The following is a 16,994-nucleotide window of genomic DNA, read 5'->3' on the forward strand; positions in this document are numbered from 1 at the left end:
TCGGTATTTGTAGATTAACACATCATCAAATTCCCTTGCCTATATTTTCTAATTTGAATATCTTTAAAACTTCAAAACATTGAATTCTAAACATTGAACTAGATAGCAATATGACATTTCAAGAACAGATACAGCAGGGGATTCCGAATCAGCTGCCACAGCCTAAACCATACGAAACCAATATCAACCATGCACCGAAGCGTAAAGAAATTTTAGGGGAAGAAGAGAAAAAGCTTGCCCTGAAAAATGCCTTACGTTATTTCGAACCTCAGTTTCATGCAGAACTGTTGCCTGAATTTAGAGAGGAACTGGAGAAATACGGGAGAATTTATATGTACAGATTCCGTCCGGATTATGAAATGAAGGCAAGGTCCATCACAGATTATCCCGGGAAATCGGAGCAGGCAAAAGCGATCATGCTGATGATTCAGAATAATCTGGATTATGCAGTGGCGCAGCATCCTCACGAACTGATTACTTATGGTGGAAACGGAGCTGTATTCTCCAACTGGGCACAATATCTTCTGACGATGAAGTATTTGTCTGAAATGACAGACGAACAGACTTTAACCATGTATTCCGGGCATCCGATGGGATTATTTCCCTCTCACAAAGATGCGCCGAGAGTAGTCGTAACGAACGGAATGATGATCCCTAATTACTCCAAACCGGATGATTGGGAGAAATTCAATGCATTAGGTGTTACCCAATACGGGCAGATGACAGCGGGAAGTTATATGTATATCGGTCCGCAGGGAATTGTTCACGGAACCACGATTACCGTTCTGAATGCTTTCAGAAAGATCAAAAAAGAACCGCAGGGAGGACTTTTTGTAACTTCCGGATTGGGAGGAATGAGTGGTGCACAGCCAAAAGCAGGAAATATTGCAGGCTGTATCACCGTATGTGCTGAAGTAAATCCAAAGATCACAAAAATCCGTCACGACCAGAAGTGGGTGAATGAGATTTATGAGAATATAGATGAACTGATAGAAAGAGTAAGAAAAGCTCAGGAAAATAAAGAAACGGTTTCTCTCGCTTACCTTGGAAACATTGTTGAGGTTTGGGAAAAATTTGATGAGAAAAACTTAAAAATCGATATCGGTTCAGATCAGACATCACTTCACAACCCTTGGGCTGGTGGTTATTATCCGGCAGGACAGAGCTTTGAAGAATCCAATAGAATGATGGCTGAAGATCCTGAATTATTTAAAGAAAAGGTTCAGGAAACATTAAGAAGACACGCTGCAGCGATCAATAAACATACTCAGAAGGGTACGTACTTCTTTGATTACGGAAATGCCTTTTTACTGGAAGCTTCCAGAGCAGGAGCAGATGTAATGGCTGAAAATCCTACCCTGGGAAGAGAATTCAAATATCCTAGTTATGTTCAGGATATTATGGGTCCAATGTGCTTCGATTACGGTTTCGGACCGTTCCGTTGGGTATGTGCCAGCGGAAAACCGGAAGATTTGCAGAAAACAGACAATATTGCATGTGCTGTTTTGGAGGAGATGGTAAAAAACTCTCCTGAAGAAATTCAGCAACAGATGAAAGACAATATCCAGTGGATCAAAGGCGCTCAGGAAAACAAACTGGTTGTAGGTTCACAGGCAAGAATCCTTTATGCAGATGCAGAAGGAAGAATGAAGATCGCAGAAGCTTTCAATAATGCTATCAAAAACGGAGAAATCGGTCCTGTTGTTTTAGGAAGAGATCACCACGATGTTTCTGGTACGGATTCGCCTTACAGAGAGACTTCCAATATCTATGACGGTTCAAGATTTACTGCAGATATGGCGATTCACAACGTGATCGGTGACAGTTTCCGTGGTGCTACATGGGTGTCTATCCATAACGGAGGTGGAGTAGGCTGGGGCGAAGTGATCAACGGTGGTTTCGGAATGCTGCTGGATGGAAGTGATGAAGCAGACCGAAGACTGAAATCTATGCTTTTCTGGGACGTGAACAACGGAATTTCCAGAAGAAGCTGGGCGAGAAATGAAGGCGCCGTTTTCGCTATTAAAAGAGCTATGGAAGCAGAACCTAATCTGAAAGTAACGCTTCCAAATTTTGTGGATGAGAATTTGTTTTAATTCAACAGAAATTAAATCATAATAAACAACTTTGCTGTATTTTGTATAGCAAAGTTGTTTTATTTTTAGCATGATAACTAATAGTATAGATTGTTATATAAAATTTCAGATAACCGCCTATGAGAAAGCTCTTTTTAAGTGTGATGTTTTGCTCTTTATTTTCAATTCCGGCTTTGGCTTGCTTAAACGGAGAAACCAAAGAGCTCAAAGACGGAACTATGATTTATATGGATTTTCAGGGGTTTGTTCCCAGGGGCCATCATTTTAACAATCCTGAAGACCTGGAAAAAACTTTAGGAGGACTGGAAAAAGAGTACAAAAGAACTAAAGATCTGGATTATTTATCGGATAAAGGCTATATCCTGATTATTCTTAAAAAATATAAAGAAGCCATAGAATTGTACAAACGTATAGAATCTATTGCTCCCGGCAGATACTCTACAGCTTCCAATATGGGGACCGCGTATGAATTGATAGGTAACAACGCTGAGGCTTTGAAATGGATCGAAAAGTCTATTGAAATCAAACCTGAATCTCATTTCAGTTCCGAATGGATCCATGCCAATATTTTGAAAGCAAAAATTAAAGGAATTGAAAATTATACCTCAGAATCCTTAATTCAGACTGATTTTGGAAACAAAAAAATTCCTGAAACGGATTTAACCAAAGACGAATTATTTAAACTTCGCAAATCTCTTTTTTATCAGTTAAATGAACGGATATCTTTTGTAAAGCCTGAAGACAAAATTGTTGCTCAGCTATTATTTGATTTGGGAAATGTGGCTTTTTTAATGAAATTTAAAGATGAAGCTTCAAGAGATTATGAAGAGGCAAAGGATTATGGTTTTAAAGATCCTATCATACAACAAAGGATGATTTCTTTATCATCAATAACAGCCGGCAAAGAAGCGCAGCACAGTTCAATTGATGAATCAGCGGAAGAGATGATCAAAATCGGGTTGTCTGTATTTTCGTTACTTTTTTCGGCAATGATCGTTTTCATTTTCAGAAAGAAAATATTTCTGATGCTTAGATAAAATTCTTCCTTCCAAAATTTTCAAAAATAAATTATCTTTATAAAAACATAATGATATGATACTTACTATGCCAAAGCCTTGTCATGAGAATTGGGAAACGATGACAATTGATGACAAAGGCAGATTTTGTTCTGTTTGTACTAAAACAGTTAAGGATTTTACAAGCTTCTCAGATGAAGAGCTTTTGATGAATTTTAATTCCGGTGAAAAAATATGTGGCAGGTTTACGGAAGACCAATTGGGAAGAAATATAAGTTTCTCATTAACCAGTAAAATTGCTTTCGGATTCTTGGCTGCAAGCGGAATAGTAACCACTGCCAATGCGCAGGAGTTAAAAGATGAAGAAGTAAAAAAGGTAGATTTTAAAAAAGGATTTGAAGCTGTAGAGATTATTAATAATACCCTGAATAAGACCGTGTGGTTGGGTATGCCAAGTAAAGAAGACATTGAATCTACACAACCTTTAATTCTGTTGGATAATAAAAAGATATCTGAGGAAAAAATGAAAAAGATCAGTTCTGATAAAGTAAAAAGTATAAAAGTTCTTTCTGGTGAAGGGGCAAGAAAGATTTATGGTGAAAGAGGGCAATATGGAGTAATTGTTATTGAAAGTAAAAAATAAGAATACTTGAAAAAGCTCACCGCTCAAATTGATGAAAAATATTTTTTTTAAATGAAACTGAAAACCAGATATATAAAACTATCCCTGTTCTTTTTAGGAATAATTTTACTTGTATTAGTGATAGGTCTTTTATTTCCATTTGTTTATGGTCCTGGAATACAGGATTTCACCAAAGGTTTAACAGGTCGTTATAATTTATACAGAAATTCTTCCCATAAGATTTTTGTCGCTCCTGAAGACGGGTGAAGTGATGAAGATGCAATAATTCCTTCAAAAGTTATTAAGGTGAATACTTACGATGAATTTATTATAGCCGAAAGACAGGGTTTGAAAATGCGAAATCCTAAAGATAGTTTGGACGGTTATGAAATTCCGGATCCAGATGTAATGGATTACTGGATTCTCAACACAGATAAAAATTATGTACTAAAAAATTTAGACAATGATGATTTTAAAAAGAAATTGGATTCTCTTAAAGTTCCAGTTAATATTAAATTAATTGATGTCTATGAATATTAAATTCACTTCAGAATATTGAAAAAATATACAGCCCAAATTAACAACAAACAACTTGTCTTAGTTTCAGAAGATCAAAAAGAGATTGGCAGGATTGTAGAACTGAATAAGTTCTTTTCTTCAGGCTATTATATTATTTTCAATTCCAGAAGCTACGATATAAGAAATGTTGGTTTTCTGAAGAACGATGCAGAACTTTTTAATTCCAAAGGCGTCATTTATTTTACAGATTTGGGGAAAGAAAGAATCATTAAGTCTGGAGCCGATGTTAGGATTTATAATTTCAAGTTGAGTAAAACAAATCAGCTATTTGAAAAAGGAAAACTCTTAATAGAAGTAATTACCGAAGAGAAAAGGAAACTTAAATATCCTATTTATCACGTTGAGATTGATGAATCTGTTGATGGCTTACTGGCTTTGTTTTTCTTACATTATTCAACGCAGGAGTTTAGTTCTATTGGTGGGGATGGGGATTAATAGTTTGGTTTAAACTTTTTAGATATGAGAAAAACCTGCTTTGAGGCAGGTTTTTCATGCTTTATATTTATTGACACCTATGAATCTTTTTGTGAATCATCAATATCAGGAAATTTTATTATTAGGTTGCCTAAGCTGTCAAAAAAAGAACTTTCTTTTATAATAATTTCTTCGTTTAATGGCATATTCTCTAATTTCTCCACAAATTCACGTGTGAACTTTTTAATATCCTCGCTCGGATTTGTTATGCCTTCTTCCTGCATATCTTTTCTCATAATATAAATATCGAGAAAATGTTCAACGTCTAATTTTTTCATATATAAATATTTTTAACTAAATTATTCTAGGGCCATACACTAATATAATACCCTGTGTTGGTGTGAGTATCTTATTCTACTGTATTGAGCACGAGCTTGGAAGCTTGCGCTAACGGGGGAGTATCTTGTTTATCTGTTATTTTATAGAAGAACAAGCTTGAAATTTTCCATCGTAAATTTTTTACTTTTTTTGTATTTTAAATGATTTCAATTTTGATTTCAAAAGGTACCAACCATTATCTAAATTTGAAATATCAATTTTGTTATTTCCCTTTTGAATTTTAATAGTTTCTACTAATTGACCATTCATATTGTAAATACTAAAATTTTCAGAATTTTCAGTTTTAATATATAAAACTCCATTTGTTGGGTTAGGATATATATTTGTATTTATTTCTTTTTCTGAATTCATTACTGAGAGAACTCCGTTGCAACTAGCATTGTATATATCTCCACTAATTGTCCAGCCTTTACTATTTGTTAATTGATTTCTATATAATAATCCAGAATTACTGTAATTTTTTGATGTTGCACCTAATGTTCTATTGTTAGGAGTATTTGTATTTTCTGCCCACCCCTTCAATGTACTACTGTAATTTATGCAACTTAAACCCGACCATTGTAACATCGAAGTTAAATCAACATTAGATTTTAATTGCCAATTTCCTAAATTTTGATTAAAAGCGTAAGCAGCAAAAAACATTAAAGACATATCTGTAACATTAATTGTATTCCAATTTGATAAATTTTGATTAAAAGCATGGGCTTCATGAAACAGATGCCCCATATTTGTAACATTTGTTGTATTCCAATTTCCAATATTCTGATTGAAAGCTAATGCATATTCAAACATAGAAGACATATCATTGACATTTATTGTATTCCAACTTCCAATATTTTGATTGAAATTATCTGTAGTTTGAAACATTGCTGCCATTTTTGTTACATTTTTAGTATCCCAGCTTCCAATATTTTGATTAAAGACTTTAGCATTTCTAAACATGATTGACATTGTAGTAACATTGGATGTATTCCAATTTCCAATGTTTTGGTTAAATGATTGAGCGTTATCAAACATTTCAGACATATTAGTAACACTCGATGTATTCCAATTGCCAATATTAGCATTAAAATTTGTTGTATTACTGAACATACCTTGCATATTTTGAACATTTGAAGTATCCCAATTATTTATATTTGGAATGTCAATTAAGCTTGAGCATGAAACAAACATATAGAACATGTTTGTAACATTAGAAAAGTTGGGTGTATCAGTAGCAATAACTTTTAAGTTTCTACAACCAAAAAACATATTAGATAAATCAGTATTCCAATTAATATTTCCCCATTGAATTAATTGAGTTATTTTGTTTCGATCTGAATTATGTAATGACGAGTATCCAAAGTTTAATTTGAAAGTTGAAGAAGGTAAAATAGTTATTAAATATTCACCGGGTTGAGGTAAAGTTATGGTTGTAACGCCGGTACTGCCAAGACCACTACCAATAATAGTTGGATTTGAAGTACTTTGATAAGAGTAAGTATATGATCCTATCGCGGGTATTTTTAATTCATTCGAGTTATCACTATTAATGTTTGTATTCCATTTAGATATTATAGCATTTTGGGTTTTGGCAGTAGTAAAAAGCACTAAAAAGAAAAATAAAAGATAAAATTTTTGTAGCATAATTTGAGTTTTGAATTGGATGTTTTTATAAATAGATTTTAAATTTAAAATTAGTCAAATATAAAAAAAGGATTTTAATCACTGTTGTGAGAAACCGTAATTTAAAAAATACAATGCAACTTATCCAAAATTTCCAAATCCATAAAAAACACCAAAAGAAACAGCAAATCAAATTAATGTCATCTAGAGAAAAATACAACATCGTCCAGAACTAAAGATTGATGTCTTCTTTGCCTCCTAAGTATAAATAATAAAAATTAAAACTTTGCGTCAAAAAAATCAGATAAACTCAACATTTACATTAGGTCTCAACTTTTACTCTTAACCAAAAAAACTCAGCACACCGCTGAGTTTTATATATAGTTTTAAGCTTCTTGATGGGAAATCGCAAAGGCGCAAGAAAATCAAAGATTTTCAGCTATAGATTCATTGTGAAATGGGCGGTACTAAATTTTATCAGAGATAAAATCTTTGCGCCTTAAAACGTGTTTTTGTCATATAACTTGCGTCTTTGCGATGTTCCAACCATAAAAAATAAAAGTTTTTTACGGCTTGTTTTTACAGAACTTGTCTAAATATTTCCAACCTTTTCCATAATTACAGCATCTCTATATAAAAAGAGACTATGAAAATCACCATACCAAAACCATGTCACGAAAACTGGGAAATGATGACGCCTGAAGAGAAAGGAAGATTTTGTTCCGTGTGTTCCAAAACTGTACGGGATTTCACTGTGGCTTCTGATCAGGAAATAATAGAGGTTTTTTCTCATTCATCAGAAGATATTTGTGGAAATTTTAATGCATCGCAGCTTAACCGAGATCTGCAATATTCTTTTATCAATTCACTCTTTGCGAAGTTTGCGGTCGGTTTTATGTTGACAACAGGAGGATTTGTTTCGGTATATGCCCAGCAAAATGAAGTACACGATACTTTAAAAACAGACGAAATAAAAGATGTAGTGATCTTCCCCAAAAAACAAAAAATGCTGCTTGGATCAACAACAGTAGTACCGGGAAATCTTTTAGCGAATACTCAACAGAGTGAAATGCAGGCCCAGCTGAGCGGTTTGATGGGGAAAGGAATTCCTACTGTACAACAAGGCGATACCGCTCACCGGAAAATGACGATCGGGGGCGCTTCCTCAACTTTGAGAAGCACTGAAAAACCTTTATGTGTAATCAATGGAAAGGTGAGTAGTTTTGAAGAACTCAGTTCGATGGACACTAAAATAATAAAAACCATGAATGTTCTGAAAGGGGCTTCCGCAACGGCAATGTATGGCTCAAAAGCTCAAAATGGCGTCATTGTAGTAACTACTAAAAAGAAAGAAAAACTAAAAAAATAACCAGCTTCGGCGATCGAAGATCGCCGAAGCTGGTTAAATTATTTCAAAAGCAAAAACTTACTTTTTCACCGCTGCAATAGCAGCCTCATAATTAGGTTCATGTGAAATATCATCCACCTGCTCTTCATAAACGATTTTCCCGGAAGGATCAATCACCACAACGGCTCTGCTTAAAAGCCCTTTCATCACAGAATCTGTGATTTCCACTCCATACGTTTTTCCGAAATCAGAACGGAAATCAGAAAGCATCACCACATTCTTGATTCCTTCTGCGCCACAAAATCTTTTTTGGGCAAAAGGCAGATCTTTGGAAATACAAAGAACCACCGTGTTTGGAATATTGGCTGCATCTTCATTGAAATGATGTACAGAAGCCGAACAAACTCCCGTATCTACACTTGGAAAAATATTAAGAATAATGAATTTTCCTTTGTAAGAATCAAGAGTCTGATCTTTCATCGTAACATCTGTAAGCGTAAACTTGGGCGCCGCTTTATTCACTGCCGGCAGTTTGGCGTAGGTATGTACCGGTTTTCCTCCCATCATCACCGTATTCTGAGCGAACGTGCATACTGAGAAAAGGAATAACGTGCTGAAAATTAATTTTGAAAACATGAAATTTTATTTTTAGTAAAATTATTCATTTTTTTAGTACCCAACATTAATTTTAATTCAAACACCCGTCAAATAGAGCAAATCTATCAACTGCCTGTTTTTAAAATCAATTTTATCGGTTACCTTTATTCTGTATAATATTAGAATGATACTCAATTATCAAAAAATAAAAATTTATGGATTCAGTCAACAAGCCGTTATTTCAAGATATTTTTAAAAACGAAAGCGAAATTCCAGAAGAATTTAAAGTTCCCGAGATTCACCAAAAGGTCTATCTTCTCAATGGAGAACTGGTAGAATGGAAAGGAGAGGTCCAGAATATCTATTCGCCCGTCTGTATCCCTACAGAAAATGGCCTGGAAAGAAAACTTCTCGGAAGTATTCCCAACATCGGTCCCAAAGAAGCAATGGAGGTTCTTGAAGCTTCCGTAAAAGCCTATGATAATGGTCTGGGCGAATGGCCAACCATGTCTGTAGAAGGGCGTATACAGTGCATGCAGAAATTTGTTTATCTCATGATTGAGCAGCGTGACCTGGTTATCAAACTTCTGATGTGGGAGATCGGGAAAACGTTGGCCGATTCTACCAAAGAATTTGACAGAACCGTAGATTATATCAATCAAACCATTGATGCTTTGAAAGATCTGGACAGGGAATCTTCCCGTTTTCAGGAAGCAGAGGGAACCATAGCGCAGATTAGGAGAGCTCCTCTTGGCGTTGTTTTAAGCATGGGCCCATTCAATTATCCTTTAAACGAGATCTTCACCACATTGATCCCTGCACTGATCATGGGAAATACAATATTGTTTAAGCTTCCAAAGCATGGTGTTTTAGCCCATTATCCTTTACTGAATGCATTTAAAGAAGCCTTCCCGAAAGGAACGGTCAACACGCTTTACGGTAAGGGTTCAGAGATCATCACTCCAATCATGGAAAGCGGAAAAGTAAATGTTCTGGCCTTCATCGGATCCAGCAAAGTGGCCAACGGACTGAAAAAGCTGCATCCTAAAGTCAACCGTTTGCGCGCTATCCTGAGCCTTGATGCTAAAAATGCCGCCATCGTGACTAAAAATGCCAATCTGGATGTTGCGGTAAGCGAATGTATCCTTGGAGCATTGTCTTTCAACGGACAGCGCTGTACCGCCCTGAAATTGATATTTGTTCAAAAGGAAATTGCAGACGAATTTACTCAAAAATTAAGTGCTGCTGTTTCTGCCCTCAAGCCAGGGTTGCCGTGGGAAAAAGACGTCAAAGTAACCCCACTTCCTGAAGTGAACAAACCTCCTTATCTGAAAGAATGTATTGAGGATGCTTTGGCAAAAGGAGGGAAAGTTTTAAATGAAAACGGAGGATTTACTGAAGAGTCTTTTGTCTTTCCTGCAGTGGTTTATCCGGTTAACAGCGAGATGAAATTATACCATGAAGAGCAGTTCGGTCCGGTGATTCCGGTGGTTCCGTTTGAAGACATAGAAGAACCTATCGATTATCAGGTGAATGCGTCACACGGAATGCAGGTGAGCATTTTCAGTGAAGATCCACAGGAAGTTTCCAGGCTAATTGATCCGTTTGTGAATCTGGTAAGCCGTGTCAACATCAATTGTCAGGCGCAGAGAGGTCCGGATGTTTTTCCGTTTACAGGAAGAAAAGACAGCGCAGAAGGAACACTTTCTGTATTTGATGCGCTTCGCTCATTTTCAATCAGGTCTCTGGTAGCTGCAAAACTGACGGATTCCAATAAGAAATTATTAAATACGATCGTGAGAGAACATGATTCTAATTTTCTAAGCACAGACTACATTTTCTAGACAGATTTCTGATTCTATTTAACATAAAATAATAATCCTCAATAAATTTCTTTATTTTTTGAGGATTTTGTACTTTGAGACAGAGAGTTTTTAGTTTTTTGTGTTAAAAAAGTAGTGTTTTTATCAAAATGCTGCTTTACGAGTAGAGTTTCGAACATGTCTTTAATGGAAAAAGAATTTTTAGAGAAAATAGAGAAGCATAAAGGTGTTATCTTCAAGATCTCTAAAATGTATATGGACGATCAGGATGATCAAAATGATCTTTATCAGGAGATCATTTATCAGGCCTGGAAATCATACGGAGATTTCCAGAGGAGGAGTGACTTCTCTACATGGCTTTACCGAACTGCACTTAATACAGCGATTGTATTTTTGCGCAGTGAAAAAAAACGTAGTTTTATACAAAATCAGGGTATAGAGAATCTTGTTGTTCCACATGAATCCTATAATGATGCAGATGATAGAAATATGAAGCTGATGTATGAAGCTATCCACCAACTCAGTCCTATAGACAAGGCACTTATTTTTTTCTTTTTGGAAGATTTTCCGGGCAAAGAGATCGCACGTCAGCTAGGTATTACCGAAGTGAATGCCCGTGTAAAGATGAATAGAGCCAAAACAAAATTAAAGGAAATCATCGAAAAGCAAAAGAGTGACCAGATTTAAAAACAAAAACAAATGGAGTTAGAAAATTTTAAAACACTTTGGAATAAAGACAACAAAGAGGATTTGCCTGAAATTTCCATTGAAAAACAGACAGAGATCCATTCACCAATGCAAATGCTCAGGATCAATATGGAGACAGAATTCTGGTTAATGGTTGTCACCATGCCTATGCTTCTGATAGGATTTCCGTTTGCTTCCGGAGATACGAATATTGTCATCATATCAGCTTTTGTCGTCGCACTGACGATGGGTTTTATTATTTATTTCTATTCCCGTTTTCTCAAGCTTTACAAAATACTTCGTAAAAGCGGTATCAATACAAACTATGATCTGTTTAACCTTAAAACACAGCTTTTAATATCGAAAGAAATCTACATTTCCTATTATATTTCCTACATTCCGCTTGCTTTTCTGTTATCGCTCATCAAGATCAACTTTCATTTTGAAGAAAAATACAACCTGGCTATTTTTGGAGTTAGTTTTCTGATGACGCTGATGCTGGTCTGGTTCATTATAAAATATTGGATCTATTATATGTACGGTCGCTATATAGAAGATGTGGTACGCTTGGTGGATGAACTGAATGGCTTGGAAATAGAACAGAAAAAGGCCAGAAAAAATTCATGGTTTGAGCGTTCCCAGAGATTTTTCATGAATAAATTCGGTCTCAAAGGAAATATCCTGAATACGGTGATATGGTTTGTCTCGGTATATATTTTTATCATTATATTTTTGACGCTGGTTCTTTTGCTATTCATCATTATCGGTGTAAAACTTGATTTTATTGATCTTCACATACTTCAAAAAGCGTTAGACAGACTGAATTGATTTCTTCATAAATTTAATCATATCCATTAGTCCCGACAGAAATTTTCTGATGGGGCTATTTTTTTATACGAATTAATAAAAAAAAGGTCTGTTAAAAAACGCCTGTATGAGAGGGCTAAGGAGCTTGTGAAAATGAGAAGAAATATAATATTGTTTTTTAATGTAAATTTTTCCCCAAATGGTGTAACATTTTTGCTTTTTTTCTACTAACTATTAGAAATATAAAATGTTAGTCACATATTTGAGTTGTTGAGGCTCAAATTTTTAACTAACCTGTTCAATTTAATTGATAAACCATTTAAGAGAAAGTTTATAGATTAAGATTATTTCGTCCAAAGGCTATGTTTTTTTAACGGATGCTGGAGAAAAACTAAATAAAACACACAATGAGACCCGGCAGGAATTTTCTGTTGGGTTTTTTATTTTAAAAAATATTTGTAACATTTTTTTACAATTAAAACTAACTCTATAGAGCCCGAAGATATGAACTCGTTAGAGCAGGAATTTTTAGACAAAATAGAAAAACATAAAGGAATCATTTTTAAGATTTCTAAAATGTATATGTCCGAAAAAGACGACCGTGATGATCTTTTTCAGGAAATTACCTACCAGATCTTGAAAGCCTATCCCAACTTCAGAGGGCAGAGTGAATTTTCTACCTGGCTGTACAGGATTGCCCTCAACACCGCTATTATTTTTCTGAAATCTGAGAAAAAGAGAAGTTTCATTTCTAATGGTGAATTGTCCGTCCTTAAAGTCATTCAGGATGAATATGATGACGGAAAAGAAGAGAAACTTGCTCAGATGTATAAAGCGATCCGTCAGTTGAATCACATTGATAAAGCTTTTATTTTTTACTATCTGGAAGATTTTTCAGGAAAAGATATTGCAGAGCAGATGGGGATTTCCGAAGGTAATGCAAGGGTAAGAATGAACCGCGCCAAAAATAAGCTTAAGGATATCCTGAACTCAAATAAATCATAATTTTTAAATCAATCCCAAATGAATATAGATGAACTAAAAAACGTATGGAATGAAGATGTTTCCGAAGAAGCACCTGAAATAAGTATGGAGCAGAGAAATAAGATCAACCTTCCGCTGGAAAAAATGCGTAAAAATATGCGCATGGAATTCTGGTCCATCATTGGAATCTTTATATTTTCATTTATAGTATGCGCTTTCTGCAGACCCTTTAAACTACAGTTTTATATTACGGTTCTCATAGCGTCAATGCTGATGGTTACAATCTTCTTTTTTAGTAAATTTTTCAGGCTTTATAGCGATATAAGCAATCCGATGCTCAAAACATATGATTCTTTAAAAGATCTGGTGATGCAGGTTAATCTGAATAAACAGTATTATCTATCCTATTATCTGAGCTTTGTGCCTTTTATCGTCTGCGAAATGATCATTGTGATAGAATTTATTCCTTGGCCTGAACCTATGAGTGAAATAAAAACGGCCGTGATTCTGATCAGTTCAGTTACGATAGGATTGTTTGTGCTGTTTGTGACCGGGAAATTCTGGTTCAACCGTTACTACGGAAGATATATTGTACATATTGAAGATCTTTTGAAGGAATTAAAAAAGTGAAAACAGTTTCGGCGGGCTGAAAGCCCGCCGAAACCTTATAAAACTATTGATGTTCTTTTTCTTTTGCAATTTCTTTTTTTACCCATTCCAGCTGCGGATCTTTTTTATCGATAATATCCTGCATGCTTTCTGTAATGGTAATATCAGGGATGACTCCTTTTTTTGTATTCAGAAAATCGATGTTGGGTTGCACCAATAACAATCCAATAGGAAGATTGATCCTCGAATTAGGCAGCTTTTGGTAGGAATAAAACCCTGCAACAGTTCCATCATTCGCACCGCCGGTTTCTTCACCTACAAGAACTGCCCGTTTATCATATTTCAGTTTCGCTGTGATAATTGAAGATGCTGAAAAACTTCCACCGTTGATCAGTACAAAAACCTTCCCATTAAAGGCGTCTTTATTGGGTTTCGTAGGTTGATCTGCTTTCATTTTATAGTAGACCTTTCCATCTTTTTTATAAGTGCTGAAAGTCTGGGCAAAAACATAAGTAGGGTAGGCCAGACTCTTAAAAGCATATTGAAAAGCACTACTTTTTCTGAAATAATTGGTCTTTAGAGGAGTCAGTCTTGACGTAAGCTGTGAAGGTTTTATAAGGACATAGGGCTTCGGAGCCAGATATGAATACAGGTTGTTGATCTCATACAAAGACCCGCCGTAGTTGTTGCGGACGTCTATGATAAGGTATTTGGATCCGGCATTTTTTATCTTTGCAAATGTTTCCTTGTAAAACTTATCCGAATAATCCCTTGAAAAACTTTTTACTTTTATATACGCTGTTGTGCTGTCTTTATCCAGAAATTTGAAATTCCGGTTATAAGAATTGCTGGAGGCTACATAATCATTCACTTTCTTTTCAGGAGTGCGTTTTTCCTGCTGTTTATCCTGGTCCAGATCATTTTTGGATTTGGATTCCCGGTGTAATGTATATGTGTGTTTTTCACCGTTGTACAGTGTTTCTATAGTTGCGGTGTTTTTAAACCCGTTTTCTGCAGTATAAAAATTAAAGAAAACATCCTTTAAAAAATAAGACTGAAAGGTATCGTTATAGCCGTCGCTGCTGATGAGTTCACGGTATTTTTTTAAATATTCAGTAACAGGAATAGCATTGATAGACAAAACTTCAGTTCCCGGTTGTATGTTTTCTATTGAGTCTCTGTTTTGAATGATATAGAGATGATTATCTTTTACATAATATTCAAAACGGCTGAACATTCCTTTCTTATTTTCAATAGTTTTAATTTCTCTTTTCGAAAACTTTTTTCTGGGGATTCTCAGCGACAAATGTCCTTCACGGATATCTGCAATAACGGGTTGCAGTTTAAAATAAAACTGCAGCGGAGTCAGAGGTTCGTTGATCGTCTGTTTCAGGCTGTCAAATTTATGGTCAAGATCCTGTTTGGAAATATACCAATAAAGCTGGGGATGCATCTTCTGAAGCTTAGAGTAGGCATAGTCTATGTCCTCCTTAAGCTTGTCCGGTTCAATGCATGACGCTCTCTGCTCATTATGCCTTCTGATAGAAGCACATGAAGAAAGGGCTGCTGCCAGCAATATGATCGAATAATTTTTCAATGTGTTTTGACTTTTTCAATCGGCTAAGTTAAAAAGTTTAAGATTATTCTCGATTAAATAAATAATAAATTATTCAAAAAGCTTTATAAAATTAGTTAAAAACAACCTTCCATAGAATGATATTTTTAAGAGAAAGTAAAAGTCAATACCTTTGCCTCCTTATTTAAATGCAGATGATATATTTGATTTTAATTGCTGTTTTTCTGGTTGCCATGTATTTCATAGTGATGAATCTGCCGGCTTTCGGAGCAGAACCTAAAGGTAAAAGATTACAACGTATAAAAAAGTCAAAGCTTTATAAAAACAGAAAGTTTCAGAATATCAGCCATACTCCGAATATTGCTGAAGGGTATAGTACCCTAAAAGTCACTTATGATTTCGTATTCGGTAAAAAAGATCCGTTACTGAAGCCATTAAAAGCTATTCCTTCTATTCATACAGATTTAAAAAATATCCAAAAAGATCAGGATGTGTTCATCTGGCTGGGGCATTCGTCCTATTTTCTTCAGACCGATGGTGTTTCCTTTCTTATTGATCCGGTGCTGAGTTTATATGGTTCTCCTTTTAAATATTTCAATAAAGCTTTTAAAGGGTCAGATATTTTTAAACCGGAAGATATTCCCAATCTCGATTATCTGGTGATTACACATGATCATTTTGACCATTTGGATTATTCAACAGTGAAATCCATTAAAGACCGGACGGGTAGGGTTATTGTGCCGTTAGGAGCCGGAGCACACTTTGAAAGATGGGGCTACCATGAAGAAAGTTTGATTGAAGAAGAGTGGGGAACAGAAGTGCTTTTAAAAAATAATCTAAAAATAACCTTCACGCCGGCGAGGCATTTTTCCGGCAGGAAAATAAAGCAAAACAATACGCTGTGGACATCCTACGTTCTGGAAACTCCTACGAAAAAGATATTCCTGGGCGGTGATAGCGGATACGATTCCCATTTTAAAACTATAGGGGAGCAATTGGGGCCTTTTGATTATGCAGTTCTTGAGAACGGACAATACGATGAAGCCTGGAAATATATACATGCACTGCCTGAAGATGTTATTCAGGCAGCGGTTGATTTAAAAGTAAAAAATATTATTCCTGTTCATTCTTCAAAATTTGCACTGGCTCTTCATCCCTGGAATGAACCGCTTCAGAAAGTAACAGATTTAGGAAAAGAAAAAGGTCTCAATATCCTTACCCCGATGATTGGGGAAGTAGTGGATTTGAACCGTTTTGACCACCAGTTCAGAAATTGGTGGGAAGACTGATTCAGGCATGCCAGATGTCCTTATACCTTGCAGGATGATTTTCAAACTGCTGGCGTACAAAATCACATTCCGGATCTACCAGAAGGTCTTTTTCCTCAGAATAGCGTACCAGCTCATCCAGAAGCATTTTGGCATAGCCGTGCCCTTCACGTTCCTCAATAATTTTGGTGTAATAAACGATCAGGAGCCTTCCGTCAATTTTTATAGACATATATCCTGCTTTCTCTCCATCCAATAATAGTTGCAGTTCGTCCTGATAGGGAGATATCTCAAACTTTATATTTTCCATAATAATTAAGATTTAGTTGAGTTAAATGACTTGCTTCATTCAGTTCGTCAAGCATTGAATAATCTGGCAACATGACAATCCTATCGGATTTATACTTCTCACTCTTAAAATTACAAATTAAAATAATACGAAACATGAGTTTCCCCTAAACTTAACGAAATTTTAAGTTCTTTTAAAAAGGTGAGTGCGTTGTAATGTTTCAGACGAAGAGCGTATAACAAGGATCCTGTACTTATAATGAACAAAGTTCTGAG

The 16,994-nt window shown here is 35.4% G+C and carries 18 protein-coding genes; 13 read left to right on the top strand and 5 right to left on the bottom strand.

Annotation, left to right across the window (positions count from 1 at the left end; translation table 11 throughout):
* Window positions 1-110: 110 nt before the first annotated feature.
* From NZD88_RS02105 to NZD88_RS02130, 6 genes are all read left to right on the top strand, one after another.
* Window positions 111-2,096 carry a urocanate hydratase gene (locus NZD88_RS02105; protein ID WP_259827047.1) on the top strand — a complete coding sequence of 662 codons (1,986 nt, stop codon included), beginning with the start codon at window positions 111-113 and terminating at the stop codon, window positions 2,094-2,096.
* A gap of 119 nt (window positions 2,097-2,215) precedes the next feature.
* Window positions 2,216-3,133 (top strand): tetratricopeptide repeat protein, encoded by a 918-nt coding sequence (locus NZD88_RS02110; RefSeq protein WP_259827049.1) that lies wholly within the window; start codon window positions 2,216-2,218, stop codon window positions 3,131-3,133.
* Between the two features lie 55 nt (window positions 3,134-3,188).
* Window positions 3,189-3,755, top strand: a complete 567-nt coding sequence (locus NZD88_RS02115) for a hypothetical protein (RefSeq protein WP_259827051.1) — start codon at window positions 3,189-3,191, stop codon at window positions 3,753-3,755.
* A gap of 51 nt (window positions 3,756-3,806) precedes the next feature.
* On the top strand, window positions 3,807-4,001 hold the full coding sequence (locus NZD88_RS02120; RefSeq protein ID WP_259827053.1) for a hypothetical protein: 195 nt from the start codon (window positions 3,807-3,809) through the stop codon (window positions 3,999-4,001).
* A gap of 18 nt (window positions 4,002-4,019) precedes the next feature.
* A complete protein-coding gene (locus tag NZD88_RS02125; protein ID WP_259827448.1) occupies window positions 4,020-4,274 on the top strand; it encodes a DUF3997 domain-containing protein in 255 nt (84 codons plus the stop codon).
* A 15-nt stretch (window positions 4,275-4,289) separates the two neighbouring features.
* Window positions 4,290-4,748: a hypothetical protein gene (locus NZD88_RS02130; RefSeq protein WP_259827054.1), complete on the top strand. Its 459-nt coding sequence runs from the start codon at window positions 4,290-4,292 to the stop codon at window positions 4,746-4,748.
* Between the two features lie 77 nt (window positions 4,749-4,825).
* On the opposite strand, the gene NZD88_RS02135 is transcribed toward NZD88_RS02130, so the two are convergent.
* On the bottom strand, window positions 4,826-5,065 hold the full coding sequence (locus tag NZD88_RS02135) for a hypothetical protein (RefSeq protein WP_259827056.1): 240 nt from the start codon (window positions 5,063-5,065) through the stop codon (window positions 4,826-4,828).
* Between the two features lie 181 nt (window positions 5,066-5,246).
* Window positions 5,247-6,752: a BspA family leucine-rich repeat surface protein gene (locus NZD88_RS02140; RefSeq protein ID WP_259827058.1), complete on the bottom strand. Its 1,506-nt coding sequence runs from the start codon at window positions 6,750-6,752 to the stop codon at window positions 5,247-5,249.
* 625 nt (window positions 6,753-7,377) lie between these two features.
* Between NZD88_RS02140 and NZD88_RS02145 the strand changes: the two genes are divergently transcribed.
* Window positions 7,378-8,100 carry a TonB-dependent receptor plug domain-containing protein gene (locus NZD88_RS02145; protein WP_259827059.1) on the top strand — a complete coding sequence of 241 codons (723 nt, stop codon included), beginning with the start codon at window positions 7,378-7,380 and terminating at the stop codon, window positions 8,098-8,100.
* A 57-nt stretch (window positions 8,101-8,157) separates the two neighbouring features.
* Here the strand turns inward: NZD88_RS02145 and tpx are convergent, their stop codons facing one another.
* On the bottom strand, window positions 8,158-8,715 hold the full coding sequence (gene tpx, locus NZD88_RS02150; RefSeq protein WP_259827061.1) for a thiol peroxidase: 558 nt from the start codon (window positions 8,713-8,715) through the stop codon (window positions 8,158-8,160).
* Window positions 8,716-8,891: 176 nt separating this feature from the next.
* Between tpx and NZD88_RS02155 the strand changes: the two genes are divergently transcribed.
* The 5 genes from NZD88_RS02155 to NZD88_RS02175 all read left to right on the top strand — a co-directional run bounded on the left by NZD88_RS02155 (window position 8,892) and on the right by NZD88_RS02175 (window position 13,607).
* Complete coding sequence (locus NZD88_RS02155; protein WP_259827063.1) at window positions 8,892-10,520, top strand: NADP-dependent glyceraldehyde-3-phosphate dehydrogenase; 1,629 nt, start codon at window positions 8,892-8,894, stop codon at window positions 10,518-10,520.
* A gap of 156 nt (window positions 10,521-10,676) precedes the next feature.
* A complete protein-coding gene (locus NZD88_RS02160) occupies window positions 10,677-11,186 on the top strand; it encodes an RNA polymerase sigma factor (protein WP_169235777.1) in 510 nt (169 codons plus the stop codon).
* 12 nt (window positions 11,187-11,198) lie between these two features.
* Complete coding sequence (locus NZD88_RS02165) at window positions 11,199-12,014, top strand: hypothetical protein (protein ID WP_259827065.1); 816 nt, start codon at window positions 11,199-11,201, stop codon at window positions 12,012-12,014.
* A 483-nt stretch (window positions 12,015-12,497) separates the two neighbouring features.
* A complete protein-coding gene (locus NZD88_RS02170) occupies window positions 12,498-12,998 on the top strand; it encodes an RNA polymerase sigma factor (RefSeq protein ID WP_259827067.1) in 501 nt (166 codons plus the stop codon).
* Window positions 12,999-13,016: 18 nt separating this feature from the next.
* Window positions 13,017-13,607 (top strand): hypothetical protein, encoded by a 591-nt coding sequence (locus tag NZD88_RS02175; protein WP_259827068.1) that lies wholly within the window; start codon window positions 13,017-13,019, stop codon window positions 13,605-13,607.
* A 43-nt stretch (window positions 13,608-13,650) separates the two neighbouring features.
* Here NZD88_RS02175 and NZD88_RS02180 read toward each other — a convergent pair whose 3' ends face one another.
* The gene (locus NZD88_RS02180) at window positions 13,651-15,183 is read right to left on the bottom strand and encodes a S41 family peptidase (RefSeq protein WP_259827070.1); all 1,533 of its coding nucleotides are present in this window, start codon (window positions 15,181-15,183) and stop codon (window positions 13,651-13,653) included.
* Window positions 15,184-15,356: 173 nt separating this feature from the next.
* Here NZD88_RS02180 and NZD88_RS02185 point away from each other — a divergent pair, with 173 nt between their 5' ends.
* Window positions 15,357-16,451 (top strand): MBL fold metallo-hydrolase, encoded by a 1,095-nt coding sequence (locus NZD88_RS02185; protein WP_259827072.1) that lies wholly within the window; start codon window positions 15,357-15,359, stop codon window positions 16,449-16,451.
* Window position 16,452: 1 nt separating this feature from the next.
* On the opposite strand, the gene NZD88_RS02190 is transcribed toward NZD88_RS02185, so the two are convergent.
* Window positions 16,453-16,740, bottom strand: coding sequence for a GNAT family N-acetyltransferase (locus NZD88_RS02190; protein WP_034725627.1), 288 nt, complete (start codon window positions 16,738-16,740; stop codon window positions 16,453-16,455).
* Window positions 16,741-16,994: the final 254 nt, after the last annotated feature.

The sequence above is a fragment of the Chryseobacterium pyrolae genome (assembly GCF_025153485.1).
In the GTDB taxonomy this organism is placed as follows: Bacteria; Bacteroidota; Bacteroidia; order Flavobacteriales; family Weeksellaceae; genus Chryseobacterium; species Chryseobacterium antibioticum.

Excerpts from the sequence above, each read along its gene's own strand:
- NZD88_RS02145 (WP_259827059.1), top strand. The coding sequence starts at position 7,378 with ATGAAAATCACCATACCAAAACCATGTCACGAAAACTGGGAAATGATG.
- NZD88_RS02115 (WP_259827051.1), top strand. The coding sequence starts at position 3,189 with ATGATACTTACTATGCCAAAGCCTTGTCATGAGAATTGGGAAACGATG.
- NZD88_RS02110 (WP_259827049.1), top strand. The coding sequence starts at position 2,216 with ATGAGAAAGCTCTTTTTAAGTGTGATGTTTTGCTCTTTATTTTCAATT.
- NZD88_RS02175 (WP_259827068.1), top strand. The coding sequence starts at position 13,017 with ATGAATATAGATGAACTAAAAAACGTATGGAATGAAGATGTTTCCGAA.
- NZD88_RS02165 (WP_259827065.1), top strand. The coding sequence starts at position 11,199 with ATGGAGTTAGAAAATTTTAAAACACTTTGGAATAAAGACAACAAAGAG.
- NZD88_RS02170 (WP_259827067.1), top strand. The coding sequence starts at position 12,498 with ATGAACTCGTTAGAGCAGGAATTTTTAGACAAAATAGAAAAACATAAA.
- NZD88_RS02185 (WP_259827072.1), top strand. The coding sequence starts at position 15,357 with ATGATATATTTGATTTTAATTGCTGTTTTTCTGGTTGCCATGTATTTC.
- NZD88_RS02155 (WP_259827063.1), top strand. The coding sequence starts at position 8,892 with ATGGATTCAGTCAACAAGCCGTTATTTCAAGATATTTTTAAAAACGAA.
- NZD88_RS02140 (WP_259827058.1), bottom strand. The coding sequence starts at position 6,752 with ATGCTACAAAAATTTTATCTTTTATTTTTCTTTTTAGTGCTTTTTACT.
- NZD88_RS02190 (WP_034725627.1), bottom strand. The coding sequence starts at position 16,740 with ATGGAAAATATAAAGTTTGAGATATCTCCCTATCAGGACGAACTGCAA.
- NZD88_RS02160 (WP_169235777.1), top strand. The coding sequence starts at position 10,677 with ATGTCTTTAATGGAAAAAGAATTTTTAGAGAAAATAGAGAAGCATAAA.
- NZD88_RS02120 (WP_259827053.1), top strand. The coding sequence starts at position 3,807 with ATGAAACTGAAAACCAGATATATAAAACTATCCCTGTTCTTTTTAGGA.
- tpx (WP_259827061.1), bottom strand. The coding sequence starts at position 8,715 with ATGTTTTCAAAATTAATTTTCAGCACGTTATTCCTTTTCTCAGTATGC.
- NZD88_RS02135 (WP_259827056.1), bottom strand. The coding sequence starts at position 5,065 with ATGAAAAAATTAGACGTTGAACATTTTCTCGATATTTATATTATGAGA.
- NZD88_RS02105 (WP_259827047.1), top strand. The coding sequence starts at position 111 with ATGACATTTCAAGAACAGATACAGCAGGGGATTCCGAATCAGCTGCCA.